Source organism: Trueperaceae bacterium (assembly GCA_019454765.1).
Taxonomy (GTDB): domain Bacteria; phylum Deinococcota; class Deinococci; order Deinococcales; family Trueperaceae; genus JAAYYF01.
Genome location: JACFNR010000001.1, coordinates 120,157 through 146,280, shown reverse-complemented (window position 1 = coordinate 146,280; position 26,124 = coordinate 120,157). Strand labels below are relative to the sequence as shown.

The window sequence follows — 26,124 nt, the reverse complement described above, 5'->3', positions numbered from 1 at the left end:
CGGCGGCGCCGCGGGGCGATGGTCACGGTTGGCCGGTCGGGAAGCCCGTGATGTCTTCGACGTCCGCCTCGATCTCGGCGACCGCGTCCGCCGCGGTGGCCTGGCCCGTCAACACGCTATGGACGGCCGAGTAGAAGGCGCGCGACACGGCGGCGTAGTCCGGCGCCGTGGCGGTGGAGGGTCGCGCCACGGCGTTGGTGAACACGTCGTAGAGCGAGCCGAAGAAGGGTACTGCCGCCAGGACGTCGGGATCCTGGTAGAGGGCCATGATGGTTGGGTTGAGGGAGCCCTCGACGGCGCGGATCTTCTGCTCGTCGTACGAAGCGAGGAACAGCGCCACGTCCGCCGCCGCCGCCGGGTTCTTGCTGTACTTGGAGACGGCGAGCTGCCAGCCACCGAGCGTCGCGGCGGGCTTGCCGCCCGGGCCGGCGGGCAGCGGGTTGACGTCGAACTTGCCCTTGATCACGCTGTCGTCCGCGTTGCCGAGGCTGTAGGCGTAGGGCCAGTTGCGCATGAAGGCCGCGTTGCCGGCCTGCCACATGTTGCGGGCCTCTTCCTCCCCGAAGCTGGTCACGCCGTTGGGGGAGATGGTGCCCACCCAGGATGCGGCCTCGTCGATGGCGGCGATGGCCTTGTCGTTGTTGATGGTGATGGTGCCGTCCGGGCTGACGATGGAGCCGCCACCGTACGACGCCACCCACTCGAGCGCGTCGCAGGTCAGCCCCTCGTAGCTGTTGCCTTGCCAGACGAAGCCCCAGAAGTCCGGGTTACCGGCGGCGCGCTCGCCGTCCTGGATGGTCTTCGCCATGTCCGTCAGCTCGGCCCAGGTGGTTGGCGGGCCGCTGAAGCCGTACTTCTCGAGCAGGTCGGTGCGGTAGTAGAGGAGGCCGGCGTCGGTGAACCACGGGATGCCTATGAGGCGGCCGTCGACCGTGTTGTTCTCGATGATGGCCGGGAAGTGCTCCTTGGCGACATCGCGGGCACCGTAGTCGTAGAGGTCGACGAAGTGCTCGGCCAGGTCGCCCGGCCAGATGACGTCGATCTGGAAGACGTCGACGTCGGAGGACTTGGCTTCGAACATCTGCAGGTAGAGACCGAGGCGGTTGTCGCTGAGGTCGGGCGTCTCGAGGACGTTGACGGTCACGTCGGGGTGGAGCTTCATGTACCGCTCGGCGGCGGCGCGCGTCAGCTCCAGCTCCTGGCCGACGGCGCCTGCCGCGACCGTCACGACGGTCTGGGCGCCGGCCACGGCGCCCGCCAGGACCAGCATCACGATCAGGCTCAGGGTTCTCCTCACGGCTGTCACCTCTCTCCGCCCGGTCGGTCGCGGTGGGCGGCCGACCCGGCCGAACCGACACGACCGCTCAGCGCCGGGCACGGCGCCGCGCGGGCCTCGGCGGGCCCGAGTTCGTCGCGGTTGCGTCGCGTTACTCGTGCAGGATAGCAGCGCCCGCCGCGGCCGGCGCTGCGGGCGTCACGGCAGGCTACACAGCGTTCGTGGTTCAGCGCGCGCGGCGCCGGCCTCAGTGCGCCTTCGGCGCGCCCACGAGGTTGGCGACCTGGCGCTGCAACTCGAGCTCGTCGAACGGCTTCAGCAGCCACTCGGCCTTCGGGAGCGGCCGGAAGAGCCCCCCGCGCGGCGCCTTGTCGACGAGGACGAGCACGGGCAGGTGCCCCTGGGCGGCGCTCTTGCGCAGGTCGCGGACGAACTCCCACGCGGCGCCGTCGTCGTCCAGCACGAGCGCACGGGGGTGGTGCTCGTTGATGCCGGCGAACACGTCGCCGGCGGTCCCCACGTGAGCGGCGCGGACGCCGCTGCGCCGCAACGCGAGCGTGATCAGTCGGGTCAAGGCCGGGCTGGCCGACACGACCAGCACGAGCGGCTCATCGGCCGGGTAGGGCGAGCGCTCGATCACCCCGAGCTTCTCGAGCTCCCCCAGGACGGCCAGGAGGCGCCGTTCGGGCATGTCGGACTCCGCCGCCAGCGTGCGGGCGGACCGCCGACCGTCGACCTGGCCAAGCACCTCCCAGCCGCCGGCAGGCAAGGTCACCAGGGTGGGGTCGCCCGAGCGTTTGAACACGGCCTCGGGCGGCGCGCCGAACTCCCTGAACTCCTCGATGCCTTGCGCGACGCGCATCATGAGCATGCCCGCGTCGATGCCGTGACCGGGCGGGACCTGCGACGCACCTGGATCGACGTCGGTGAACTCGAAGGCGCCGTCCGTCCAGCTCAACAGTTCGGTGACCACGTCGAACGCTTGCGCCTCGATGGCGCGCTCGAGGTCGGCCTCGTCGAGCAGGCCCCGCTCCACCGCCATCCGCCCGAGCAGGGTGCCGGCGTTCTCGCGCGACTGGTCGGCGAGGATCTCCTGCACCTCGACGGCCGTCAGCAGGTCGAGGCGCATCAGCACCTCGCCAAGGTGCGCCGTCGACGACAGGTGGGCGTAGGCGACCCGACCCTGGGCGAAGTAGACGCGACCGCGCACGCCGCTCCGCTCGACCGTCAGGATGCCCGACTTCTGGCTGAGCGCCGCGAGTTGGAAGACGTCGGCGAGTGGGAACGTCTTGAGCGTGCCCGAGATCACGGCGGCCTCAGCCCGGCCCCTCGGCGCCCGCGCCGAAGAGCTGCGCCTGGTCGGCGCCGGACTGAGGCACCGGGAGCCCTAGGTGCCGGTAGGTGGCCGGGGTGGCGACCCGGCCGCGCTGGGTCCGCATGATCAGCCCGCGCTGGATCAGGAACGGTTCGTAGACCTCCTCCAGCGTGGCGCGGTCCTCCGACACGGCGGTCGCGAGCGTGTCGAGCCCCACCGGCCCGCCGGCGAACCGTTCGACCAGCGCCGCGAGGATGGCGCGGTCGCGCCGGTCGAGGCCGGCGTCGTCGATGTCGAGCGCGTCGAGCGCGTGACGGGCCCTCCCCAGGTCGATGTCGTCGTCGCCGGCCACCTGTGCGTAGTCGCGGACGCGCCTGAGCAGGCGCTTGGCGATGCGCATGGTGCCCCGCGAGCGCCGGCCTATCTCGAGCGCCGCCTCGTCCGAGAGGTGATACCCGAGCTCGCGCGCGTCGCGCCGCACCGAGGTGGCCAGCTCGGCGTCCGAGTAGAAGTCGAGGTGCTCGATGATCCCGAAGCGGCTCCGCAGCGGACCCGTGATGAGGCCCGGCCGCGTGGTGGCGCCGACGAGGGTGAAGCGCGGGAGCTCGAGCCGGATGGAGCGCGCGGCGGGGCCTTGCCCCAACACGATGTCGATCTTGAACTCCTCCATGGCGGGGTAGAGGTGCTCCTCGGCCACGCGGCCGAGCCGGTGGATCTCGTCGATGAACAGCACGTCGCCGGGTTCCAGGGAGTTGGTGAGGATCGCGGCCAGGTCCCCGGGCTTCTCGATGGCGGGCCCGGAGGTCACGCGGATCCCGACGCCTAGCTCCGCCGCGATGATGTGCGCGAGGGTCGTCTTGCCGAGCCCCGGCGGGCCGTACAGCAACACGTGATCGAGCGCCTCGCCGCGGTCTCGCGCCGCCTCGAGGTACACCTCCAGCTTGCGCTTCAGGCGCGCCTGGCCGACGTAGGCAGCCAACGAAGCGGGCCTGAGCCGTACCTCATCCACGCCCTCGAGCGTATCACGCGGCCCGCGGCGACCCGCTCCCGGCGGCGCTCGCGGCTCCCACCTGCCCCCCGCCTGGCGGGGTCGGTTGCCCGCGCGCTCGCGCCGACGGCGCGCTGCCGGTGGCGCGCTGCGGTAAGGTGGCTCGGCCATGGCCTCGGCGCCCGGCGCCGGTCGGTCCGGCGGGCGGGCGCCGCAGCAGGAGGGTCACACCATGCAGACTCACCGGGTTCGCGTCGGGGACCAGGAACGCGAGCTGAAGGTCGTCAACGTGGGGGCGGCGTCGGTCGCGCTCCTCAACCTGCTCGGCGACACGGCCCTCACCGAGGCCGCCGCCGAGGAGCTCGTCAAGCGGCTGCCGCACGGCGTCCAGACGCTGGTGACGCCGGAGGTGAAGGCGGTCCCGCTGGCTCACGCCATGAGCGTCAGGAGCGGCCTGCCGTACGTGGTGGCGAGGAAGACGGAGAAGCCCTACATGGTGGGCGCCATCAAGAAGTCCGTCGTCTCCATCACCACGGGCAAGCCGCAGCTCCTGGTCATCGACGGCGCCGACGTCGAGAAGCTCCGCGGCAAGCGCGTGGCCATCGTGGACGACGTCGTCTCGACGGGCGGCACCCTGGGGGGGTTGGTCGAGATCCTCGGCGAGATCGGCGCCACCGTCGTGGCGACGATGGTCGTGTTCACCGAGGGCGACGAGCGCGAGGGGGTGGTGGCGCTGGGCCACCTGCCGCTGTTCCCGGCGGAGCTGGGCGCGCACGACTGAGGCCGGCCGCGTGGCGGAGTAACGTGCGGGTGCTTCGGGGAGCCGGGTAGATGGCCGCAGACGCCAAGTCGCAGATCAAGGAGCGCCTCAACATCGCCGACGTGGTCGGGGAGGTGGTGGCGCTCAAGCCGGCCGGTCGCGGTCAGCTCAAGGGCCTGTGCCCGTTCCACTCCGAGAAGACGCCGAGCTTCCACGTGCACGTCGACCGGGGCTACTTCTACTGCTTCGGTTGCCACGCCAAGGGCGACGTCTTCGACTTCGTGATGCGAACGCAGTCGCTCGGCTTCCCCGACGCCCTGCGGTTGCTGGGCGCCAGGGCCGGCGTCGAGGTGACGGTCGGCCAGGGGGGGGAGCCGCACCGGCGGGACCTCTACGACGTCAACCAGCTCGCCCTCGACTACTTCCGCTCACACCTCGCGGGTCCGCCACTCGACTACCTGGTGGGCCGCGGGCTGACGACCGCCACCGTGACGGCGTTCGAGCTCGGTTACGCCCCGGCGGGGTGGGACGGGCTGCTGCGCCACGCCCTCGCCAAGGGGGTGAGGGAGGACGACCTGCTCGCCCTCGGGCTCGTCATCGAGAGCGAGCGCGGGCGGCGCTTCGACCGCTTCAGGGACAGGGTGATGTTCCCCATCCGCGACGGCCTGTCGCGCCTTGTCGGTTTCGCCGGCCGGGTGATGGACGGTTCCCAGCCGAAGTACATGAACAGCCCGGAGTCTGAGCTGTTCCGCAAGGGGGAGCTCCTCTACGCACTGGACCGGGCGCGCGCCGACATCAGGCGCAGCGGCGAGGTCATCGTGGTCGAGGGGTACATGGACGTCATCGCCCTGCACCAGGTGGGACTCGCCAACACGGTGGCCGCCCTCGGCGCCACCCTCACCGCCGAGCAGGGGGACGCGCTGGCGCGGTTGGACGTGCACGCCGTGAAGCTGGCGTTCGACGCCGACGAGGCGGGGCAGAGGGCGGTGCTCGCCGGGCTCGACCAGGCCGTCGGGCGATCGTTCGTCGTGACGGCCGTGAGCGTTCCGCACGGCAAGGACCCGGCGGAAGCGGTGCTCGGAGGGCACCTCGACGAGTTCCGGGCCGCCCTCGAGCGGGGCGTTAGCGAGGTCGAGTTCCGGTTCCGGCGCGTGGCGGAGCGTCACGACGTGACCACGTTGACCGGGCAGCGGGCCGTGCTCGAGGAGCTCCAGGGGGTGTTGCGACCGCGCGCCGTCTTCGACCCGGTGGCGGCCGAGATGCGGCGGCTCGTGATCGAGCACCTCGCCATCGACGCCGCGCGCCTCGACGACTGGTTGGCGGGGCACGCGCGGCGCGCGCCGTCGCCCACCGAGATGCGGGGCATGAGAAGCCGCCGCCTCGAGCTGGGGCAGGCGCGGCGCCTGGAGCTCGAGGTGGTCGCCCTGCTCCTGATGGAGCCGCGCGCCCTCGCCGAGCGCCTCGGGCGCGTCCTCGCCGGACTGCCCGACCAGGGCGCCGACTCGCTGCTCGTGGAGTTCGAGCGGCGCTGCCGGCGGCTCGACTTCGATGCGGACGCCGTGCTGGCCGAGTACCAGGGGCTCGACGATGGGGCGGTGGTTCTCGAGCGGCTCCTCCGGGCCGAAGCGGAGGACGACGGCCGCATCGACGTCGAGGACCAGCTCGTCAAGGCCATGTCGCGCCTGCGAGAGCTCGACCTCGAGGAGCAGAAGGAGGAGGGCCGGGCGCGCCTGCTGGCGCGCCGCGCGCAGCTGGCGCGCGACCTGGAAGATGGCGCCGCCGACGGCGCGGCCCTCGCCGACCTCTACGACGAGCTCCACGAGATACAGGGAGTGCTGACGGCCCGCGACGCCGAGCGGCGCCTGCGGGTGCAGGGCTCGTTCTCGAAGCGGCGCAAGCGCCGGGGTTGACGCACTACAGTGTGGGGAGGTTCCAGGCGCCGGTCGGGCGCTCGCGGGACGAATGTCCTTGATTGACACCCCTGGGGTGCCTTGGTATGTTTGGGCGGAAACGCGTCAGGGGCGTCATATGCCGTTCGACTGCGTTTTTTTGTGCACGAACTACTAGCGGACGATCCCGACGACATCAGGCCCCGCCTTTTGGTGCCGGTGCCGGCGTGTGTGACGGAAGGAGGGCCGCTTGGAAGCCCAAGGTGAGAAGTTGCTCCAAGACCTGGTGACCCAGGAGAAGAACCTGGTGCGCAAGGTGGAGGAGGCGAAGGCCAAGGCCAAGGCGCAGCTTGACCAGGCCGCGGTGGACGCCGCGAAGCTGGTCGAGGACGCCAAGGCGAAGGCCGAGAGCGCCGCCAAGCGCGACCTGGAGGCCGCCGCCAAGGAGGCCGGTTCCGCGCGCGAGGAGATCGTCAGGGCCGCGCGCGAGAGCGCCGAGCTGCTGCGGGAGAAGGCGCGCAACAACGCCCAACGCGCGGTCCAGCTGGTCATGGAGAAGGTCCTGCCGTGATCGCCACGATGGACCAGGTGGTGGTGGTCGGCAGGCGCAGCCGCGCCAAGGAAGTGCTGACCAGCCTCCAGAACCTGGGCGTGGTGCAGGTCGACACGCTCGACCCGGGCGCCACTCAGGAGTCCATCCGCCGACTGAAGCTCGCCGGCTCCGACCTGGAGGCCAAGGAGAGCTGGGACCGGCTCGTCGCCAAGTCGGCGGCGCTGCTGTCGGAGCTCAAGATCGACGTCGAGCAGCAGCAACGCGTCGAGGTCGGCGCCGACCCGGTCGCCATCGAACGCGACCTCAAGCAGGTGGCCGAACAGGTGGAGCGGCTCGTGGCCGAGCGCGGCGAGCTCACGGACGAGTTGGAGCTCATCCGAGCCTTCCAGCCGCTTCTGCGAGAACTCGCGCCGCTGCAGGGCCCCCTCGACGACTCGCGCTACCTCCGCTCCGTCGCGTTCCTCATCGATGACGGCGGCCTCGACGCTGTCGCCCCCAAGCTCGAGGAGCAGCTCGGCGGCGCCGTGGCGTTCGCTAGCCGCCATCACAGGGGCGGGCACCTCGTGGTGGCCGTCACCCTCGCCACGCGCCTGGCCGACCTCAGGAGCGCCCTTACCAAGGAGGGACTCTCCGAGCTCGTCTTGCCGGACGGTTACGCGGGGTTGGGCGTGGCGAAGGCGGCTCACGTCATGGAGGAGCGCGCGCGGGTGCTACCGCAGCGGCTCGAGGCCATCGCCGCCGACCTCAAGAAGCTGGCGGGCCAGCAGGGGGCGCGCCTCGCGTCCCTGGACCGCGCCGCGCGCAACCAGCGCGAGCGTTACGACCGCCTGCAGGACCTCGCCGAGGGCCGCTACGGCTTCGCCCTGAGGGGCTGGGTGCCCAGCGCGGACCGCGACAACGTGGTCGCGTCCCTCACGAAGCAGTTCGGTCCCGACGTGGTCATGAGCACGCGCGAGGCCGACGCCCACCACGACGAGGGCGTGCCGGTCAAGTTCGAGAACCCCGCCTGGGTGCGGCCCTTCACGGGCCTGTTGGCGCTGTTCGCGCCGCCGAAGTACGGCAGCTTCGACCCGTCGTGGACGCTGGCCGTCTTCTTCCCGCTGTTCTTCGGTCTCGTCGTCGGCGACATGGGGTTCGGCGCGCTGTTCGCGCTCATCGCCTACTGGTTGCGCCGGCGCGGCGAGGCCGGCAAGAAGCTCGACCTCGGCCCCCTCAACATCGTCGTACCGGCGGGGGCGCTCAAGCCCATCAGCACCGTGATCTACTGGTGCGCCGCCTGGTCCATCGTGTGGGGCTTCCTGTTCGGCGAGGTGTTCGGCAACTTCCTCGAGCGCTTCCCGGCCGGCCGGCCGATCTTCTACACGACGTTGCACCACGAGCCCGGCTACGGCCTGATCGACGTGCCGATCTTCCGCGTCGAGGTGTTCACCCCGCTCTTGCTCCTCAGCATCGGCTTCGGCGTGCTTCAGGTGATCGGCGGCTGGATCATCCGCGTCATCTACGGCGCCAGGCACGGCGACATGAAGCACGTCTACGAGGGCGCCGGCATGGCGTCGGGCCTGGCCGGCATCGTCGTGTTCGCTTGGGCGTACCTGAACGGCGCGCTCTCGCCCGCCCTCCTGGGCGGCGTGCTCGTCCTCATGCTCGTGTTCCTCGCCTGCGCCGTGCTCGCCAAGATGCCGCTGATGCTCGTCGAGCTCATCTCGAACTCCGGTAACATCCTCAGTTACCTCCGACTCTTCGCCGTCGGCCTCTCGGCCGCCCTCGTGGCCAACCTGGTCACGAGCCTGGGTTTCGCGGTCGCGGGCACCCTGCCCGTCATCGGTCCCATCCTGGGCATCGTCCTGGGAGCGGCCGTCCACCTCACCGCGATAACCCTCACGATCATCGGGCATACGCTGCAGCCCCTGCGACTGCAGTATGTCGAGTTCTTCACCAAGTTCGGCTACTACGACGCTAGCGGCCGACCATACAGACCGTTCAAGCTCCTAGGAGGAAAGTGATGAATAAGGTAGTCCGCGTTCTCTCGGCCGTCTCCGTCTTCGCCCTCGTCGGTGCCGTCGCCTTCGCCCAGTCCGCCGGCGGGCCCGGCATCGGTGCTGGTCTCATCGCCCTCGGCGCCGGCCTCGCCATCGGCCTCGCGGCCATCGCCGTGGCCATCGCCCAGGCCGCCATCGGCAGCGCCGGCGCCGGCCTGCTCGCCGAACGGCCCGAGGCCTTCGGTCAGATCCTGATCTACCTCGTCATCCCCGAGACGCTCATCATCTTCGGCTTCGTCATCGCCTTCTTCCTGAACAACCAGATCGGCGGGTAAGCGTGGCTGATCTTTCGGCTCTGCTCGAGAAAGAGGCGAGCACCGAGATCGAGGCCATCCTCTCCGAGGCGCGCCAGCGCGCCTCGGAGATCGCTGTCGGCGCGAGTTCGGAGGCGCAGGCGCTCGAGGCAACGCGCGCCCGCGCCGTGAAGTCGCAGAGCGAGGCCCTCCTGGTGCGCGCCAAGTCGGCGGCGCAGCTCGAAGCGTCGTCGCTGCGCCTCACTGCCCAGCACGACGCCGTGCAGGGCGTGTTCGCCGCCGTGAGCGCCCAGGTCGACGAGCTGCTCGCAGACCCGGCTCGTTACCCCGCCGTGTTCGCCAAGCTGCTGGCCGAGGCGGTCGCGGGTGCCGGCGGTCAAGCGCTGCAGGCCCTCGTCGTCGGCCGGGGTGACGAGGCCCTGGCGGAGAAGGCCGTCGCCGACGCCGGCCTCGGACTGCCGGTCGAGACCGCGGACGACGTCCGGGGCGGCGTCAGGCTCCGCACCGTCAACCATAGCGTCATCGAGAACACGCTCCACGGTCGGCTCGAGGCGCTGCGCGGCGAGTTGGCCTCGGAGGTCTCGGCGGCGCTCTTCGGCGCCAAGGCGGGTTGAGGGCCCATGTCGAGCGATTACGGTTACATCAACGCGCGCGTGCGCGGGATGAAGGCCAAGCTACTCGGCCCCGGTTACTACCAGGCGGCGCTCGACGCCAGCGACTTCCGCGCCTTCACCGCCGGCCTGTCCCAGACCCCGTACATGCGGGAGCTGGAGGAGGCGCAGGCGCGCGGCGACGGGCTCGCGGCGGTGGACAGGGCGGTGGCCCGCAACGTCTACCGCACCTCCCATGGCCTCCTCTCCACGACGGACGGGCAGCCGCGCCAGCTCATCGGGCTGCTCCTCATGCGCTTCGACCTCGCCAACGTCAAGGCGATCGCCCGCGGCAAGCACGCGGGCAAGGGTGTTGATGACATCCAGGGCTCGCTGTTCCCGGCAGGCGAACTCAAGCCGGCCCTCCTGGAGCAAGCCGCCGTCGCGAGCGACATGGCGGCCGCGGCGCAGGTGCTGGCGCTGGCGCGCACCGAGATCACGGCCGCCTTCGTGAGGGCGGCGCGGCGCTACCAGGCCGACCAGGACCTCTTCGCCCTCGAGTTGGCGCTCGACATGGCCTACTACGCCGCCATGGCCCAGCGCGCGCGCGACGCGAACGCGCCCACCGGGCTCCTGCGCTACCTGGCGCGGGAGGTAGACGCCACCAACCTACGCACGGCCCTCAAGGTGCGAGGCACCGGCGTGGTCGCGGCCGACCTGTTCGTCCCCGGCGGGCACGAGCTCAGGCAGACGGCCTTCCAGGCGCTCGTCGACGACGCCGACGGGGCCTTGGCGGCCCTGGCCGGCGGCACGTTCGCCGCGGCGGCCGCCGCGGCCGCGGCCGGCGACCTCGGCGCGGCCGAGGCCGAGATCCGCAAGGTGCTCGACGCCGACGCGCGCCGGCTCGCGCTCGACCCACTGAACATCGGGGTGGTCGTCGACTTCCTACGGCGCAAGGAGGCGGAGGCGGCGCAGCTGCGCCTCCTCGCGCGTGGCAAGTTCTACGGCGTGCCACGCGAGGCGCTGGAACGGGAGCTGGCTCATGCCTAGCCTCTTGGTCCTCACCGACGCCGAGACGGCAATCGGTTACCGCCTGGCCGGCGTGGAGGTGCGCGTCAGCGTGCCGGGCGAGGCCGTGCACGCCCTGGAAGAGATCATCCACGAGGACGCCTACGGCCTCGTGGTGGTCGACGAGGGCCTTATCCGCGACCCCGTCAAGGCTGCCGAGCGGGCCATGCGCGGGCGCGACCTGCCCGTGCTGTTGAGCGTCCCCAGCCTCGGCGCCGCCTTCGGGAGTGGCGACGACGCCGTCACCTACATGAAGGAGTTGGTGCGAAGCGCCATCGGCTTCGACATCAAGCTCGAGTAGCAGGAGAGTATAGATAATGGCCATCGAAGGCAAGATCCAACGCATCGCCGGCCCGGCCGTCATCGCCGAGGGCATGATGGGCGCGCGCATGTACGACATCGTGCGCGTGGGCGACGAGAACCTGATCGGCGAGATCATCCGCCTGGACGGCAACACGGCCTTCGTCCAGGTCTACGAGGACACGGCCGGCCTCACCGTCGGCGAGCAGGTCGTATCGACCGGTCTACCTCTGGCGGTCGAGATGGGCCCGGGGATGCTCAACGGCATCTTCGACGGCATCCAGCGACCCCTCGACAAGATCCGCGAGGCGTCCGGCACCTACATCGACCGCGGCATCACGGTCAACTCGCTCTCGCGCGACGCGAAGTGGCAGTTCACGCCCTCCGTCAAGCCGGGCGACAGGCTCGAGCCGGGCCACGTCATAGGGACCGTGCCGGAGTTCCAGTTCGTCCACAAGATCCTCGTGCCGCCGACCGTGTCGGGTGTGGTCAAGAGCGTCGTCGGCGCCGGCGAGTACACCATCGACACGGCCGTGGCCACCTTGGAAGACGGCACCGAGCTGAAGATGTACCACCCCTGGCCCGTGCGTCAACCGCGGCCCGTGGCGAAGAAGCTCGACCCCGTCACGCCGTTCCTCACCGGCATGCGCATCCTCGACGTGCTCTTCCCCCTCACCATGGGCGGCACCGCGGCCATCCCCGGACCGTTCGGCTCGGGCAAGACCGTCACGCAGCAGTCGATCGCCAAGTTCGGCAACGCCGACATCGTGGTGTACGTGGGCTGCGGCGAGCGCGGCAACGAGATGACCGACGTGCTGGTCGAGTTCCCGGAACTCGAGGACCCCAAGAGCGGCGACCCGCTCATGCACCGCACGGTGCTCATCGCCAACACCTCCAACATGCCGGTGGCCGCGCGCGAGGCGTCCATCTACACGGGCATCACCCTCGCCGAGTACTTCCGCGACCAGGGCTACTCCGTGTCGATCATGGCCGACTCCACCAGCCGTTGGGCCGAGGCGCTGCGCGAGATCTCCTCGCGCCTCGAGGAGATGCCCGCCGAGGAGGGCTACCCGCCCTACCTCGCGTCGCGCCTCGCGGCGTTCTACGAGCGCGGCGGCCGCGTGACCACGCTGGCCGGCGACGAGGCCGCCGTCTCCATCATCGGCGCCGTCAGCCCGGCCGGCGGCGACTTCTCCGAGCCCGTCACCCAGGCGACGCTGCGCATCACGGGTTGCTTCTGGGCGCTCGACGCCTCGCTGGCGCGCCGCCGTCACTTCCCCGCCATCAACTGGAACCGCTCCTACTCGCTGTTCACCCCGATCATCGAGGACTGGTACCGCGCCAACGTCGCGGAGGACTACCCGGAGCTGCGCGACCGCGCCGTCACGCTCCTGCAGCAGGAGAGCGACCTCCAGGAGGTGGTGCAGCTCGTCGGCCCCGACGCCCTGCAGGACCAGGAGCGCCTCGTCATCGAGGCCGGCCGCATCCTGCGGCAGGACTTCCTGCAGCAGAACGGCTTCGACCCCGTCGACGCCTCCTGCTCGATGGGCAAAGCCTACGGCATGCTCCACATGATGCTGCGGTTCTACGACCAGGCCAAGGCGGCACTCGACGCCGGCGCCACGGTCGACGACATCCTCAAGGCGCCGGTGATCGAGAAGATCCAGCGGTCCCGCTACGTCGCCGAGGACGAGTTCGACGCCTACCAGCGCGGCGTCATGGCCGAGCTCGACGAGGGCTTCGCGGTAGCGGCCTGAGGCTAGGAGAGAGATGAGCAGCAACCTACTCAAGAAGGTCTATAGCGAGGTCAGCTACGTTTCCGGGCCGCTCCTGTTCCTGCAGAACGCGCCCGACCTCTCGTACAACGCCATCGTCCAGATCAAGGACGGCACCGGCCGCCTGCGCGGCGGTCAGGTCATCGAGGTCTCCAAGGAGTTCACGGTGCTGCAGGTCTTCGAGGAGACCTCCGGCATCGACCTCTCCAGCACCACCGTCAGCCTGGTGGAGAACGTGGCCCGGCTGGGGGTGGCGCGCGAGATGATCGGCCGCCGCTTCAACGGCGCCGGCGCCCCCATCGACGGCCTGCCGCCGGTGGTGGCCGACAAGCGCCTCCCCATCGGCGGCGCCCCCATCAACCCGGTGGCGCGCCGCAAGCCGGAGGAGTTCATCCAGACCGGCGTATCCACCATCGACAGCCTGATCAGCCTGGTGCGCGGCCAGAAGCTCCCCATCTTCTCGGGGTCGGGCCTCCCGGCCAACGAGCTCGCCGCGCAGATCGCGCGGCAGGCCACGGTGATCGGCGAGGACACCGAGTTCGCCGTCGTCTTCGCGGCGATGGGCGTCACGCAGCGCGAGCTGACGTTCTTCACCCAGGAGTTCGAGCGGACCGGCGCGCTGGCGCGCTCCGTGCTGTTCCTCAACAAGGCCGACGACCCCGCCGTCGAGCGCCTGCTGACGCCGAAGATGGCGCTCACCGCCGCCGAGTACCTCGCCTTCGAGCACGGCTACCACGTGCTGGTCATCCTCACCGACATGACCAACTACTGCGAGGCGCTGCGCGAGATCGGCGGCGCGCGCGAGGAGATCCCGGGGCGCCGCGGCTACCCCGGCTACATGTACACCGACCTGGCGTCGATCTACGAGCGCGCCGGCGTGGTCGAGGGGCTCCCCGGCTCCGTCACGCAGCTCCCGATCCTCACCATGCCAGACGACGACGTCACGCACCCGATCCCCGACCTCACGGGCTACATCACCGAGGGCCAGATCTACCTGGCGCGGGCGCTCCACAACAAGGGCGTCTACCCGCCCATCAACCCCGGTCCGTCGCTGTCGCGGCTCATGAACAACGGCATCGGGGAAGGGAAGACGCGCAAGGATCACAAGAACGTGGCCGACCAGCTGCAGGCCGCGTACGCCAACGGCCTCGACCTGCGTCGCCTCGTGGCCATCACGGGCGAGGACGCCCTCTCCGAGAACGACAAGCTGTACCTCAAGTTCGCCGACGAGTTCGAGAAGAACTTCATCAACCAGGGGAGCGCCAACCGCACCATCGAGGAGTCGCTGTCGATCGCCTGGGCGGTCCTCTCGCAGCTCCCCAAGAGCGAGCTCACGCGCCTCTCCAACGATCAGATCGACAAGTACTACGGCGCCAAGATGGACGAGCTGTGGGGCGCCGCCCGCAGAGACCAGCTCTGAGGCGCGGAAGGAGGTCAGGTAGTGGCTGAGAACGTCGCACCCACCAGGTCGAACCTCTTGCAGAGGCGCGACCAGGCCAAGCTCGCCATCCGCGGCGCCGACCTGCTCAAGCGCAAGCGCGACGCCCTCGTCGGGGAGTTCTTCGCCCTCGTCAAGGCGTCGCTCGAGGCGCGCCGCCAGCTGCAACAGGCGAGCCGCGACGCCTACTTCGCCCTCTTCCTCGCCAACGCCTGGGACGGCCCGGAGGCCGTCGGCAGCCTCGCGCTCGCCCAACACCAGGGCCTGGAGATCCCCCTGAAGATGGAGAACATCTTCGGGGTGAAGGTGCCCCAGGTGCAGCCGCCAAGCTTCGACGCCGCCCTGCCGTTCTCACCCGTGGGCGCCGGAACGTCGACGCTGGAGGCGGCGAGGCAGTTCCGCAAGCTCGTCGAGGCCATCGTGAAGGTGGCCGCCACGGAGACGCGGCTGCGCAAGATCGGCGAGGAGATCAAGAAGACCAACCGGCGCGTCAACGCGCTCGAGCAGCTCGTCATCCCCGGCATCAACTACGAGATCCGGCACATCAGGAGCGTGCTGGATCAGCGCGCGCTCGAGGAAGTGACGACGCTGAAGCGCATCAAGGCGAAGCTCGAGGCGCGAGACGAGGCCGACGCCGCCAAGGCGTGAGGCTCGGGGCGCCGCCGGGCGCCACGACCCGGCGGCCCACCAGGCCGGCGGCACGGCCAGCGAGCGAGTACGTGGCGGGAGCACCCAGCGGGTGCTCCCGTTCGCGTTCGAGCGGGAGGGTCACGCCGGACCGCAACCGCGCCGTGCGCGCCGCCGCCGTGCTGCACGACGTGCCTCGCTTTGACACGACCAGCGCCTTCCGGATAAAGTCCTGATGACCCCTTTCAACCTCCCTCGAAGGGGAGTCGAAAATCAGTCCTCGCACGCTCGTAGGAAGGTGGATTAATGTCTCGAACCATCCGGATCCTCTTGTCGTTGGCGCTGCTCGTCGGCGCCTCCTCGGTGTTCGCCCAGGGGCGACTCCAGGCCATCAAGGACCGCGGCGAGCTTCGCTGCGGCGTCAACGCCACCCTGACCGGCTTCGGTTTCGTCGACGCCGACGGCAACTACCAGGGCTTCGACATCGACTTCTGCAAGGCCATCGCCGCCGCCGTCTTCGGCGACGCCTCCAAGGTCGTCTACCGGCCCCTCACGGCCGGCGAGCGGCCCACCGCCCTCCAGTCCGGCGAGATCGACGTGCTGCTGCGCAACACCACCCGCACGAGCCTCCGCGAGACCGACTGGGGCGCCAACTTCGGTCCCACGACGTACTACGACGGCCAGGGCTTCATGGTTCGCAAGGACTCGGGCATCAACTCCCTCGCCGACTTCGAGGGCCGCGCGGTATGCGTGCAGTCCGGCACGACCACCGAGACCAACCTCCAGACCACCCTGTCGGGCCTCGGCATCTCGTTCACGCCCGTCATCTTCGAGACCGCGCCCGTGCTCATCAAGGCGTACGACGACGGTCAGTGCGACGGTTGGACGACCGACACCTCGGGCCTCCTCTCCTACCAGCTGCAGCTGCGTCAGCCGGATGACCACAAGATCCTGCCAATCGTGATCTCGAAGGAGCCCCTGGGGCCGGCCGTGCTGCACGGCGACGACCAGTGGTTCGACGTCGTCACCTGGACCGTGTTCGCCCTCTTCAACGCCGAGGAGTACGGCGTCACGCAGGCCAACGTCGACGACATGCTCGTCAACGCGCAGGACCCGCAGGTCAAGCGCCTCCTCGGCGCCCCCGGCTCCGAGTCGTACGTCCAGGCCTTCGGCCTCCGCGCCGACGCCTTCTACCAGGCCATCAAGGCGGTAGGCAACTACGGCGAGATCTTCGAACGCAACCTGGGCGCCGGCTCTGTCTTCGGGCTCGAGCGCGGCCTCAACGCCCAGTACTACGAGGGCGGCCTCATCTACGGCTTCCCCTTCAACTGACGTTCGCCACGAGTGAAGGCTGACTGACGTCAACCCGCGGCGCCGGATCCCGGAGTCAACCAGGCTCCGGCCGGCGTCGCGGGTCCGCAGACCCCCGCTGGCGGCCGCCACGGTGGGTGCGCGGTCCCTCCCGACGAGACCGGATCGATAGACGAGGCCACGTGGTAGACGCACAACTTCGGGGCAAGTCCGGCGACAACGTGGTGCCGTTCTGGCGCAACGTCAAGGTCATCGGCATCATCGCGCAGATCGCCTTCGTGTTCGCCATCGTGGCGGGCATAGGCGTTCTGGTGAACAACGTGGTGACGGCGCTCGCCGCCGCCAACCTCCCCGCCGACTTCTCCTTCCTGCCCAGACCCGCCCACCTCCCCATCGCCGAGCGCCCCATCCCATACGAGGGCACCGACAGCTACGCTCGCGCCCTCCTCATCGGCTTCCTCAACACCCTCAAGGTGGCCCTCGTGGGCGTCGCCCTCGCCACCGTCCTCGGGGTGCTGTTCGGCGTCATGCGCCTATCTGCCAACTGGCTCGTGCGCACCATCGCGAGCGTCTACATCGAGGTGCTCAGGAACATCCCCCTGGCAGTCCAGATCGTCTTCTGGTACTCCGCTATCTTGCTACCGTTCCCGCCGCGCATCTCCGACCCGGTGGCCCTGCCGGGCGGCCTACTCATGTCGAACGTCGGCCTCGGCTTCCCGTTCCTCTACCCCACGTACCGCTTCTCGGCCTGGTTCCCGTGGCTGGCGGCCGCCTTGGTGCTCGCGGTCGCCGCGCTGCTGTGGCGCCGCGCCCAGCTCAGGCGCCTCGACGTGGTCGGCCGCGTGTGGCCCTACCCGCTCGTGGCGTTCGTGGCGGTTGCCGGCGTCGGTCTCGCGACCACCTACCTGAACCCGAGCGTGCCCCCTGACCTGCGGGTGACCTTCGAGGCGGATCGGGGCCGCGGCACCACCTCGTTCGTGACGGACGGACAGGCGCGCCCCGCCGCGTTCGTGCCCGTGCGGGTCGAGCTGCCTCACGCCACGCTCACCACCACGAGCCAGAACCTCGTCGAGAGCCGCGAGGTGGTCAGCGGCACCGTCCGCTTCCCGCTCATCGGCAAGCGCGAGGCGGCCGCGGTGACGGTCGACTTCGCCGACCCGGCGGCCGCGGCGGAGCGGGGCCTCAAGCTCGCCTTCCGCGACTTCCCCTCGATCGGTTCCGTGTACGCGGACCGCAACGGCAACGACAGGCTCGATGCCGGCGAGGAGATCGACCCCGCGACGGGCCGCGGCTACGGCGGGGTGGAGGTCGTGATGACCCTGACGGACTTCCGGCGCACCCTCGTGTCGGACCGCGACGGTCAGGTGCGCACGCCGCTCTTCAAGGCCGCCGTCGACGCCGGGGCCGAGGAGGCGGCCGCGACCGCCGCGCCCAAGCCCAGCGGCCGCTTCTCAGCGTTCGGCCAGGCCAGCACCGCGGCGACCCAGAAGGAGAGTAGCCTGACCGCCGAGACGACCATCCTGCCAGTCGGCGCCCTCGTGTGGAGCCGCGCCTTCATCCCCGTGGCGAACTACGAGGGCGGCATGAGGCTGACCGTGAACTACCTCGCCCTGCTCCTGGCGCTCGTCGTCTACACCTCCTCGTTCATCGCCGAGATCGTGCGCGGAGGCATCCTCGCGGTGCCCAAGGGGCAACGCGAGGCCGCGCAGGCGATCGGCCTGTCGGGCTACCAGACTTTCACGCTCGTCGTCTTCCCGCAGGCCATGCGCATCGTCCTCCCCCCGATGATCAGCCAGTACCTCAACCTGACCAAGAACTCCTCGCTCGCCTCCCTGGCGGGCTACGCGGAGTTCTTCGTCATCGCGAGCGTCATCCAGAACCAGACGGGAGCGGCCATCCCCATCGCGCTGCTCCTCGTCGGGGGCTACCTGGCCATCAGCCTGGCGTTCTCGGTCGTCCTCAACCAGGTGAACGCGCGCCTGGCGTTGGTGGAGCGGTGACGTGCACGAGCTGATCCCGGCCCGCCCCGCCCCCGCCAAGTCGAGCGGCGTCCGCCACTGGCTGCGGCACAACCTGTTCGCCGGACCCTTCAACTCGGTGCTCACCGTGGTGGCGGCCGTGGCGCTAGGCTGGGCCGTCTACAACCTCCTCACCTTCGTCTTCGTCGAGGCGTCGTGGGGCCTCGTGTGGAAGAACATGAAGCTGTTCGGGGTCTACCGCTACCCCGTCGAGCTGCTCTGGCGACCCCTCGCCGGCCTCGCCGTCATGCTCGGACTCATGGGCGTGATGGCCGGCGCCGGCGGGCTCAGGTCCATCGTCGGGGGCGCCTTCGCCGCCCTGTGGGGCTTCTGCCTCGTCGTCACCGTCCTGGCCGTCGTCTTCTGGCCCAGCGTGCGCTACCTGTGGCCCATGGTCGTCGTGCTCGGCGCCGTCGGCTACCTCGTCGGCGCGCGCTGGCCCCGCGCGTCCGTCAGGCAGCTGCCGTGGGCGTGGGGGGCGTGGCTCGTGCTCGGCTACCTCGTGTTGTCTGGCTTCACGGCGGCGGGGCCGCTAGCCAAGGTCCCCGTGCGCGACTGGGGCGGCTTCCTGCTCACGCTCATCCTGTTCACCGGCATCGTCCCGAGCTTCCCGCTCGGCATCGCGCTGGCACTCGGGCGCAACAGCAAGCTCCCCGCCATCAAGTACATCTGCATCACGTTCATCGAGGTGATCCGCGGGGCGCCGCTGATCATGTGGCTGTTCATCGCCTCGCTCCTGCTGCCGCTCCTCCTGAACGTCGACGCCAACTCGCTTCCCGCCATCATGCGGGCGTACGTCGCCATCACGCTCTTCTCCGCCGCCTACATGGCCGAGAACGTGCGCGGCGGGCTGCAAGCGGTGCCGCGCGGCCAGACGGAGGCGGCTCGCGCCCTCGGCCTGTCCGGCTGGCAGACCACCCTGCTGATCGTCCTGCCGCAGGCGCTGCGCGCCGTCATCCCCGCCATCGTCGGGCAGGCCATCGGCCTGTTCAAGGACACCTCGCTCGTCTTCATCGTCGGCCTGATGGACTTCTTCAAGGTCGGCGACGTGGTGACCGCACAACCCGAGGCGCTACTGGTGACGGGTGGTGTGAAGCTGGAGGTGTTCCTGTTCGTGGCCGCCATCTACTTCTTCTTCGCGTTCCGGATGTCCGTCGCCTCCAGGCAGCTGGAGCGGCGGCTGGGCGTGGGGGAGAGGTGAGCGCCGTGACCGTCCCGGCTCGATACCAAGGAGGTTCCGTGTGACCGATCCCGCGAAGGGCCCGACCCCGGTGCGCGCCGACGCGCCGGCCGGCGGCGACAAGATCATCGAGATCGAGGGTCTCAACAAGTGGTACGGCGAGTTCCACGTGCTCAAGGACATCTCGGCGTCCGTGAACCGGGGCGAGGTCGTGGTCATCATCGGCCCGTCGGGCTCAGGCAAGTCGACGTTGATCCGCTGCATCAACCGCCTCGAGGAGCACCAACAGGGGCGGATAGTCGTCGACGGCGTCGAGCTGACCGACGACGTGCGCGCCATCGACCAGATCAGGCGCGAGACGGGGATGGTCTTCCAGTCGTTCAACCTCTTCCCGCACCTCACCGTGCTCGATAACATCACGCTCGCCCCGACGAGGGTCCGCAAGTGGAAGAAGGCGAAGGCGGAGGAGCGCGCGCGCTACTTCCTCGAGAAGGTCGGCATCCCCGAGCAGGCCGCCAAGTACCCCGGCCAGCTGTCGGGCGGCCAGCAGCAGCGCGTGGCCATCGCTCGCTCCCTCACCATGGAACCGAAGGTGATGCTGTTCGACGAGCCCACCAGCGCGCTCGACCCGGAGGTCATCGGCGAGGTGTTGCAGGTGATGGAGAACCTTGCCAACGAGGGCATGACGATGGTCGTCGTGACGCACGAGATGGGCTTCGCCCGCGAGGTCGGCGACAGGGTCGTCTTCATGGACGCAGGCCAGGTGGTCGAGGTCGGGACGCCCGAGCACTTCTTCAGCAACCCGCGCGAGGCGCGCACGCGCTCCTTCCTCTCCAAGATCCTCTGACGCCGGGGCCGCGCGGAATGTCACACCGGTCCGCCGCGGGCGCCCACTAGACTGACCGCATGAAGCGAACCTGGGTCAGGCGCGCCGTGAGCGGCGACGAGCCATGAGCGACGCCAACGGTAGCCGCGGCATCCGCATCGCCGACGTGCTGCGCAGCATCGTGCAGAAGGGCGCGTCCGACATCCACCTGCAGGCGGGGGCGCCGCCACACATGCGGATCGACGGCGAGCTGTACCCGTTCGAGGGCGTGCCCACACTCACGCCCGAGCAGACGGAACAGATCGCCCTCGCCATGATGAGCGAGTCGCAGCGCGAGCTCTTCCGCCATCGCCACGAGGTCGACTTCGCCTTCACCATCCCGAACATCGCCCGCTTCCGCTGCAACGTGCTGCGGCAACGCGGCTCCGTCGGCGTGGTCATGCGCGTGATCCGCGACGCCATCCCGAGCTTCGAGTCGCTTGGGCTGCCCGGCAACGTCGTCACGGACCTGTCGAGCCAACCTCGCGGCCTTGTGCTGGTCACGGGCCCGACGGGCTCGGGCAAGACGACGACGCTGGCGGCCATGATCGACTTCATCAACCGGCGCTTCGCCCGCAACATCATCACGGTGGAAGACCCCATCGAGATCCTGCACCGCAACCAGAAGAGCCTCGTTATCCAGCGCGAGATCGGCCTCGACACGGCCGACTTCGTGGGCGCTCTCAAGTTCGCCATGCGCCAGGACCCCGACGTGATCATGGTGGGCGAGATGCGCGACAAGGAGACGGTGGAGGCGGCCATCTCGGCGGCGCAGACGGGCCACCTGGTGTTCAGCACGCTGCACACGCTCGACACGATCCGCACCGTCAACCGCATCATCGACTTCTTCCCGCCCCACGAGCGCGACCAGATCCGCATCCTGCTCGCCGAGTCGCTGCTCGGCATCCTGAGCCAGCGCCTACTGCCCAGCTCGGACGGGGCCGGCCGCGTGCTGGCGCTCGAGGTCCTCGTGAACACGCCCCTCATCCGCGACTACATCAAGGACGAGGAGAAGACGCCCCTCATCAAGGAGGCGCTCATGCAGGACAACCTGCGCGGCATGCAGACCTTCGACCAGCACCTCGTCGAGCTCTACCTCGCCGGGCGCATCACGATGGAGGACGCCACCTTCATGGCAACCAGCCCCCACGAGTTCCGTCTGATGGTCACGCAGCGGCAGGGCGGCATCGGCATCGACGAGCTCGAGGAGACCGTCAACCTCCATAAGTCGCGCGGCGGCTTCGGGCGCTGAGCCCCGCCGCGGGGCGCGGCGCCGGACCTTCCCACGGGTCCATCAGCCTGGTCCCGGCCGCCCGCAACAGGGGGCGCACGAGGCCGGCCAGGTAGAGCGAGCCGGCCACCACCACAGTCGGCTGGTCGGTCGGTGTCGCCTCCGCCAGCGCCAGCGCGGCGGCGAGGGCGGCGGCGGTGTCTGGCAGGTACACGTCGCCGGCGCGGGCGTGCGCCGCCGGCTCGCCGGTGGCGGCGTCGGTCACGACCACGCCGGCGGCGCGCGGCGCCAGGCGTTCGAGGACCTCCCGCCCCTGTTTGCGCGCCAGCGCCCCGAAGAGCAGCACGTAGCCGGGCTCGACCTCGCCGGCGAGGCGGTCGGCGGCGGCCGGGTCGTGCGCGCCGTCCAGGACGACCAGCACGGGTCGCGAGCCGACCGCGGCCGGCGGCAGCAGGAACCGCTCGAGTCGCGCCGGCAGCGCCGGTGCGGTGAGGCCCGCCGCCACGCCCGCCTCGTCGACGCCCAGCAGGCGCAGCGCGGCGGCCGCGAGCCGCGAGTTGGCCCGGCGGTTGGCGCGGCGGAGCCCGCCCGCCGTGCCGGGCTCGCCCAGCGCGCGCTCCACGGCGCGCGGGAGGGTGAACAGCGCGGCCTCGCCACCTCCGCCGGCGGCGAACGGGTCGACGTGGAGGGGCGCGCCGAGCTCGGCGGCGACCGAGCCGACGACGGCCAGCACCCCGGGCTGGGTCGCGCCGCAGACGGCGGGTACGCCGGGCCGGAAGGCCAGCGCCTTGTCTCGCGCGATGGCCTCCAGGCTGCCGCCGAGCGTCTCGACGTGGTCAAGGTCGACGTTGGTGAGGACCGCCAGAGCCAGGGGCGCCACCGCGCGCGTGGCGTCGTGGTGGCCACCCACGCCCGCTTCCAGCACGGCGGCGTCCGCCCCGAGCCGGTTGAACTCGTCGAGCGCGAACGCCAACACCCATTCGAAGAAGGCAGGGCGCGTGGCCTCGCCGTGGGGCCACGCGGCGTCCAGGTCCCGCGCCGCTCGCACGAACTCCGCCACGCGCCCTCGGGTGGTCGGGTTCCCGGCGACCGCGACGCGCTCCTCGAACGCCTCCACGTGAGGGGAGAGGAAGCGGCCCGTGACCCGCCCGGCGGCGCTCAGCCCGGCGGCCATCATGGCCGTGACCGTGCCCTTGCCGTTCGTTCCCACCACGACGGCGGTCAGGGGCGGCGGCGCGAGGCCGAGTGCGGCGAGGAGCGCCGCGGCGCGCGCGCTCGTGCGCTCCCCGCCGGCACGCGAGCGCGAGTAGAGCCACGCGAGCGCGTCGTCCTCCGCTGCCTGCGTCACGGTGCGGCGGTGATGGCGATCAGCGGCGCCGCCGCCGACGGGGTCGCCGCTTCTGGGGTTGGTCGCCCTTGTCGCGCTCTGCCTTGTCGCGGCCGCCCTTGCTGCGGCGTGGCGGCGGCGCCTCCCCGAACGGCTCGAGGGACGGCTCGCTGCCGACCTTCACGAGCAGCGCGTCCAGGTGCCCTTCGGCCAGGCGCTGCGTCAGCTTGAGGATGTGGTGGGGCTCGGCCACGTCGACGTAGACGACGCTCTGGCCCGGGTGAAGCAGGTAGGCGCGCGCCCGACGTTGACCGAGCGCCGTCTCGAGGTCGACCACGCCCGCGAACTGCACGCGCACGTCCTTGCCGAGCATCGGGACGGTGGCGGGTTGCGCCGGGGCGTCGAGCGCGCGGAGCTCGTAGAGCAGCCCGAGGGGGTCGCGGAAGGGGACTAGGTACGGGATGGCGGCCTGATCCTTCGGGCCCTTCACGGCGGTCACCAGCCCGGTGGCGGCGTCGAACGTCACGTCGAGGCTTCGGCTCTCGTTGCGCTCCTGAGTCTCCTCCAGGTAGCGGAGCGAGAAGTAGCGCTGCGCGTGACTCCGGCTCTTCTGCACCACGGTGGAGGTGCCGAGCGGCCCCTGGAACTGGGACCGCCCCTCCAACCGGGCGTGGCGCCCGCGCAGCTCGCTCTTCAGCACCTGCGTCCCGGCGGGCTTGCCGCGGTACGTGAGACGGTAGCTCATCACCTCGACCGACATGGCGTCAATCTACCACCGCTCCCGGGAGCGCCCGACACCGTGGCCGCTCAGAACGGTAGGTCGTCGTCGCTCAGGTTGGCGAGCTCTTGCGTGCTGCGACCCTGGCGGAGCACGTGCAGGAGCAGCGCCACGGTGGCGGGGTCGAGGGTCTTGCCTGCCTGGGCGTCGAGCGCCTTCTCCACGTCGCGCAGGGGCAGCGCCCGTCCGCGTTCGCTGCTCAGTAGGTCGAACGTGTCGGCGACGGCGACGATGCGCGCCGCCACCGGGATCCCCTCCTTGCGGAGGCCGTCCGGGAAGCCGGAGCCGTCCCACGCCTCGTGGTGGTGCCTGATGCCCTCGGCGGCCGTGAGCAGCAGGTCGGAGACGGCCACCATGTTGGCGCCGCGCTGCGGGTGCTCCAGGTCCTCGATGCTCGGGTCGAGGCCGTTGCCGAGCTTGCCGATGTCGTGGAGCATGGCGGCGAAGTAGAGGTCGGCGAGCTGGGCGCGTGACATGCCCTGCGCCCGGCCGATGGCCAGGGCGTAGGCGGTGACGCGCTCGGCGTGCCCGAGCTGCGCGAAGTGGGGCGATTCGAACGCCTGCACGAAGGCTCGCGTGAACTGCACGAGGCTGAGCTTCGCCAAGCGGAGTTCGCTCGCCCGCCCGAGGGCCTCCCCCAGCACGGCCGCCCAGCGGCCGGCGAGCTTGACGTCGTCGTCGCCGAAGGCGGGCGCGCCGTGGCGCGTGACGGTGAGGGCGCCGTAGCGCTCGTAGCGACCGGCCACCGGCACCACCAGCGCCGTGGCGGCCTCGCGGAGGCCGAGGGCGCCGTACTCCGACCGCAGCTCCGGTTCGTTGCTCGTGAACAGCTCGGCGAGCGGGTTGGGCACCACGCGGGGCCCGGGGCTGCGCCACGGACCGTTGACGGCGGGGAGCTGTAAGAGGGCGTCTCCGTAACCGTGCTGCGCCTCGAAGCGGTAGCCGTCCTCGGCCGAGCCGGTGACGAGGTAGGCGCGCACGTCGCCGGCGAGGCCTGCGCAGAGGGCCGCCAGGGCCTCGTGCCCGATCTCCTTGGCCGTGCGGGCGCGGAGCAGCGCCTCGCCGACGGTCAAGGCGTCGAGCGCGGCCGTGCTGGTGCCGCTTGCGAAGATCCTCTTGAACACCGCTCACCTACGACCCGCGCGCCGAGCGCGTCGTGACCCGAATATACCCGCGCCCCCCGGCGGCGGCTGCGAGGTTCCGCTCACCCGCGCCCCCGCCGCGGGGCAGGGTGGAGCGCCGCGTCGTTAGAATGGCCCTCATGCTCGACCTGCGCTTCATCCGCGAGAACTCATCCGCCGTTAGGCGGGCCATCGAGGCCAAGCAACTGCGGGGTGCCCTCGCCAAGCTCGACCGCCTGCTCCTCGTCGACGAGGAGGCGCGGCTCCTGCGGAGCGAGCTGGAGGCGGGACAGGCGCAGCGCAACGCGAACGCGCGACTGGTGGGGCAACTCAAGCGCGAGGGCCGAGGCGCGCCCGAGCTCATGGCCGAGATGAGCGCGCTGTCGGAGCGCGTCAAGAGGCTGGAGGACCGCGAGCGGTCGCTGCAGGCCGAACTCGACGAGCTGATGCTCGAGATCCCCAACGTCCCGCACGCGAGCGTGCCGTACGGGGCGAGCGAGCACGACAACGTGGTGGTCAAGGAGTGGGGCAGCCGGCGGGAGTTCGCGTTCACGCCCGTGCCCCACTGGGACCTCCTCGCGGACCGCGGCTGGGTCGACTTCGAGGCCGGCATCAGGCTCACCGGGGCGGGCTTCCCGGTGTTCAGGGGGGAGGGCGCCCGGCTGGTGCGCGCCCTGCGCGACTTCTTCCTCGACCGCCTGGCGGCCGCCGGCTACGTCGAGGTCGCCCCGCCCCTGATGGTGAACGCGGCCTCGGCCACCGCCACCGGCCAGCTGCCCGACAAGGAAGGTCAGATGTACGAGGTGACGGACGGCTTCTTCCTGATCCCCACCTCGGAAGTGCCTGTCACGAACCTCCACCGCGGCGAGATCCTCGCGAGCGAGGATCTCCCCATCAGGTACGCGGCGTTCACGCCCTGCTTCCGGCGGGAGGCGGGCAGCCACGGCAAGGACGTGCGCGGCCTCAACCGCGTCCACCAGTTCGACAAGGTCGAGATGGTGCAGTTCGTGGCGGGCGGGACGTCGTACGCGGCCCTGGAGGACATGACCGCGCTGTCGGAGGGGATGCTGGAGGCGCTCGGCTTGCCGTACCGGCGACTGCTCATGTGCACGGGCGACCTCGGTTTCACGCAGGCCAAGAAGTACGACCTCGAGGTGTGGAGCCCGGGCCAGGAGCGGTGGCTGGAGGTGTCGAGCGTCAGCAACATGGAGGCGTTCCAGGCGAACCGCCTGAAGACCCGCTGCCGTGCCGGCGGCGCGGCCGGCAAGGGCAAGACGGAGGCGGTGCACACGCTGAACGGCAGCGCGCTGGCGTTCCCGCGCACCATCGCCGCGCTGGTCGAGACCTACCAGGACGAGGAGGGCGGCGTCGCGGTGCCGGAGGCGCTTAGGCCGTACCTGGGCACGGCCCGGCTCGGCTAG

23 protein-coding genes are annotated in these 26,124 nt (G+C 70.5%); 17 read left to right on the top strand and 6 right to left on the bottom strand.

What is annotated here, in order from left to right:
• Positions 1-22: 22 nt before the first annotated feature.
• The 3 genes from H3C53_00640 to ruvB form a co-directional block, all read right to left on the bottom strand.
• Positions 23-1,270: an ABC transporter substrate-binding protein gene (locus H3C53_00640; protein ID MBW7915183.1), complete on the bottom strand. Its 1,248-nt coding sequence runs from the start codon at positions 1,268-1,270 to the stop codon at positions 23-25.
• A 253-nt stretch (positions 1,271-1,523) separates the two neighbouring features.
• Entirely contained in the window at positions 1,524-2,585 is a 1,062-nt protein-coding gene (locus H3C53_00635; protein ID MBW7915182.1) for a DUF4388 domain-containing protein, read from the bottom strand.
• 7 nt (positions 2,586-2,592) lie between these two features.
• The gene (ruvB, locus tag H3C53_00630) at positions 2,593-3,750 is read right to left on the bottom strand and encodes a Holliday junction branch migration DNA helicase RuvB (protein ID MBW7915181.1); all 1,158 of its coding nucleotides are present in this window, start codon (positions 3,748-3,750) and stop codon (positions 2,593-2,595) included.
• 61 nt (positions 3,751-3,811) lie between these two features.
• Here ruvB and H3C53_00625 point away from each other — a divergent pair, with 61 nt between their 5' ends.
• The 16 genes from H3C53_00625 (at position 3,812) to H3C53_00550 (ending at position 21,498) form a co-directional block, all read left to right on the top strand.
• Positions 3,812-4,360: an adenine phosphoribosyltransferase gene (locus tag H3C53_00625; protein MBW7915180.1), complete on the top strand. Its 549-nt coding sequence runs from the start codon at positions 3,812-3,814 to the stop codon at positions 4,358-4,360.
• Between the two features lie 50 nt (positions 4,361-4,410).
• Positions 4,411-6,249, top strand: a complete 1,839-nt coding sequence (locus tag H3C53_00620; GenBank protein ID MBW7915179.1) for a DNA primase — start codon at positions 4,411-4,413, stop codon at positions 6,247-6,249.
• Between the two features lie 229 nt (positions 6,250-6,478).
• Complete coding sequence (locus H3C53_00615; protein ID MBW7915178.1) at positions 6,479-6,799, top strand: hypothetical protein; 321 nt, start codon at positions 6,479-6,481, stop codon at positions 6,797-6,799.
• Positions 6,796-8,784, top strand: coding sequence for a hypothetical protein (locus tag H3C53_00610; GenBank protein MBW7915177.1), 1,989 nt, complete (start codon positions 6,796-6,798; stop codon positions 8,782-8,784). Before H3C53_00615 ends, H3C53_00610 begins: the two co-directional genes overlap by 4 nt.
• Positions 8,784-9,095, top strand: coding sequence for a V-type ATP synthase subunit K (locus H3C53_00605; protein MBW7915176.1), 312 nt, complete (start codon positions 8,784-8,786; stop codon positions 9,093-9,095). Before H3C53_00610 ends, H3C53_00605 begins: the two co-directional genes overlap by 1 nt.
• A 2-nt stretch (positions 9,096-9,097) precedes the next feature.
• Positions 9,098-9,688: a V-type ATP synthase subunit E gene (locus tag H3C53_00600; protein ID MBW7915175.1), complete on the top strand. Its 591-nt coding sequence runs from the start codon at positions 9,098-9,100 to the stop codon at positions 9,686-9,688.
• A 6-nt stretch (positions 9,689-9,694) separates the two neighbouring features.
• A complete protein-coding gene (locus H3C53_00595) occupies positions 9,695-10,714 on the top strand; it encodes a V-type ATPase subunit (protein MBW7915174.1) in 1,020 nt (339 codons plus the stop codon).
• Complete coding sequence (locus tag H3C53_00590; GenBank protein MBW7915173.1) at positions 10,707-11,033, top strand: V-type ATP synthase subunit F; 327 nt, start codon at positions 10,707-10,709, stop codon at positions 11,031-11,033. The genes H3C53_00595 and H3C53_00590 overlap by 8 nt, the downstream gene beginning before the upstream one ends.
• 16 nt (positions 11,034-11,049) lie before the next feature.
• Complete coding sequence (locus tag H3C53_00585; GenBank protein ID MBW7915172.1) at positions 11,050-12,789, top strand: V-type ATP synthase subunit A; 1,740 nt, start codon at positions 11,050-11,052, stop codon at positions 12,787-12,789.
• 13 nt (positions 12,790-12,802) lie between these two features.
• Positions 12,803-14,227: a V-type ATP synthase subunit B gene (locus H3C53_00580; GenBank protein ID MBW7915171.1), complete on the top strand. Its 1,425-nt coding sequence runs from the start codon at positions 12,803-12,805 to the stop codon at positions 14,225-14,227.
• 21 nt (positions 14,228-14,248) lie between these two features.
• Positions 14,249-14,893, top strand: a complete 645-nt coding sequence (locus tag H3C53_00575; GenBank protein ID MBW7915170.1) for a V-type ATP synthase subunit D — start codon at positions 14,249-14,251, stop codon at positions 14,891-14,893.
• A gap of 297 nt (positions 14,894-15,190) precedes the next feature.
• Entirely contained in the window at positions 15,191-16,204 is a 1,014-nt protein-coding gene (locus H3C53_00570; protein ID MBW7915169.1) for an amino acid ABC transporter substrate-binding protein, read from the top strand.
• A 161-nt stretch (positions 16,205-16,365) separates the two neighbouring features.
• On the top strand, positions 16,366-18,183 hold the full coding sequence (locus tag H3C53_00565) for an ABC transporter permease subunit (protein MBW7915168.1): 1,818 nt from the start codon (positions 16,366-16,368) through the stop codon (positions 18,181-18,183).
• 1 nt (position 18,184) lies between these two features.
• Positions 18,185-19,402, top strand: coding sequence for an amino acid ABC transporter permease (locus H3C53_00560; GenBank protein MBW7915167.1), 1,218 nt, complete (start codon positions 18,185-18,187; stop codon positions 19,400-19,402).
• A gap of 103 nt (positions 19,403-19,505) precedes the next feature.
• The gene (locus tag H3C53_00555; GenBank protein ID MBW7915166.1) at positions 19,506-20,228 is read left to right on the top strand and encodes an amino acid ABC transporter ATP-binding protein; all 723 of its coding nucleotides are present in this window, start codon (positions 19,506-19,508) and stop codon (positions 20,226-20,228) included.
• A gap of 103 nt (positions 20,229-20,331) precedes the next feature.
• Positions 20,332-21,498 (top strand): PilT/PilU family type 4a pilus ATPase, encoded by a 1,167-nt coding sequence (locus H3C53_00550; GenBank protein MBW7915165.1) that lies wholly within the window; start codon positions 20,332-20,334, stop codon positions 21,496-21,498.
• Here the strand turns inward: H3C53_00550 and H3C53_00545 are convergent.
• The 3 genes from H3C53_00545 to H3C53_00535 are packed head-to-tail and all read right to left on the bottom strand — an operon-like array spanning position 21,461 to position 24,706.
• Positions 21,461-22,825: a bifunctional folylpolyglutamate synthase/dihydrofolate synthase gene (locus H3C53_00545; GenBank protein ID MBW7915164.1), complete on the bottom strand. Its 1,365-nt coding sequence runs from the start codon at positions 22,823-22,825 to the stop codon at positions 21,461-21,463. The two genes, H3C53_00550 and H3C53_00545, sit on opposite strands and share 38 nt — an antisense overlap.
• A gap of 19 nt (positions 22,826-22,844) precedes the next feature.
• Positions 22,845-23,564, bottom strand: coding sequence for a DUF3108 domain-containing protein (locus H3C53_00540; GenBank protein ID MBW7915163.1), 720 nt, complete (start codon positions 23,562-23,564; stop codon positions 22,845-22,847).
• 47 nt (positions 23,565-23,611) lie between these two features.
• Complete coding sequence (locus H3C53_00535) at positions 23,612-24,706, bottom strand: HD domain-containing protein (GenBank protein MBW7915162.1); 1,095 nt, start codon at positions 24,704-24,706, stop codon at positions 23,612-23,614.
• A gap of 137 nt (positions 24,707-24,843) precedes the next feature.
• On the opposite strand from H3C53_00535, the gene serS reads away from it, so the two are divergent.
• Positions 24,844-26,124, top strand: coding sequence for a serine--tRNA ligase (gene serS / locus H3C53_00530; GenBank protein MBW7915161.1), 1,281 nt, complete (start codon positions 24,844-24,846; stop codon positions 26,122-26,124).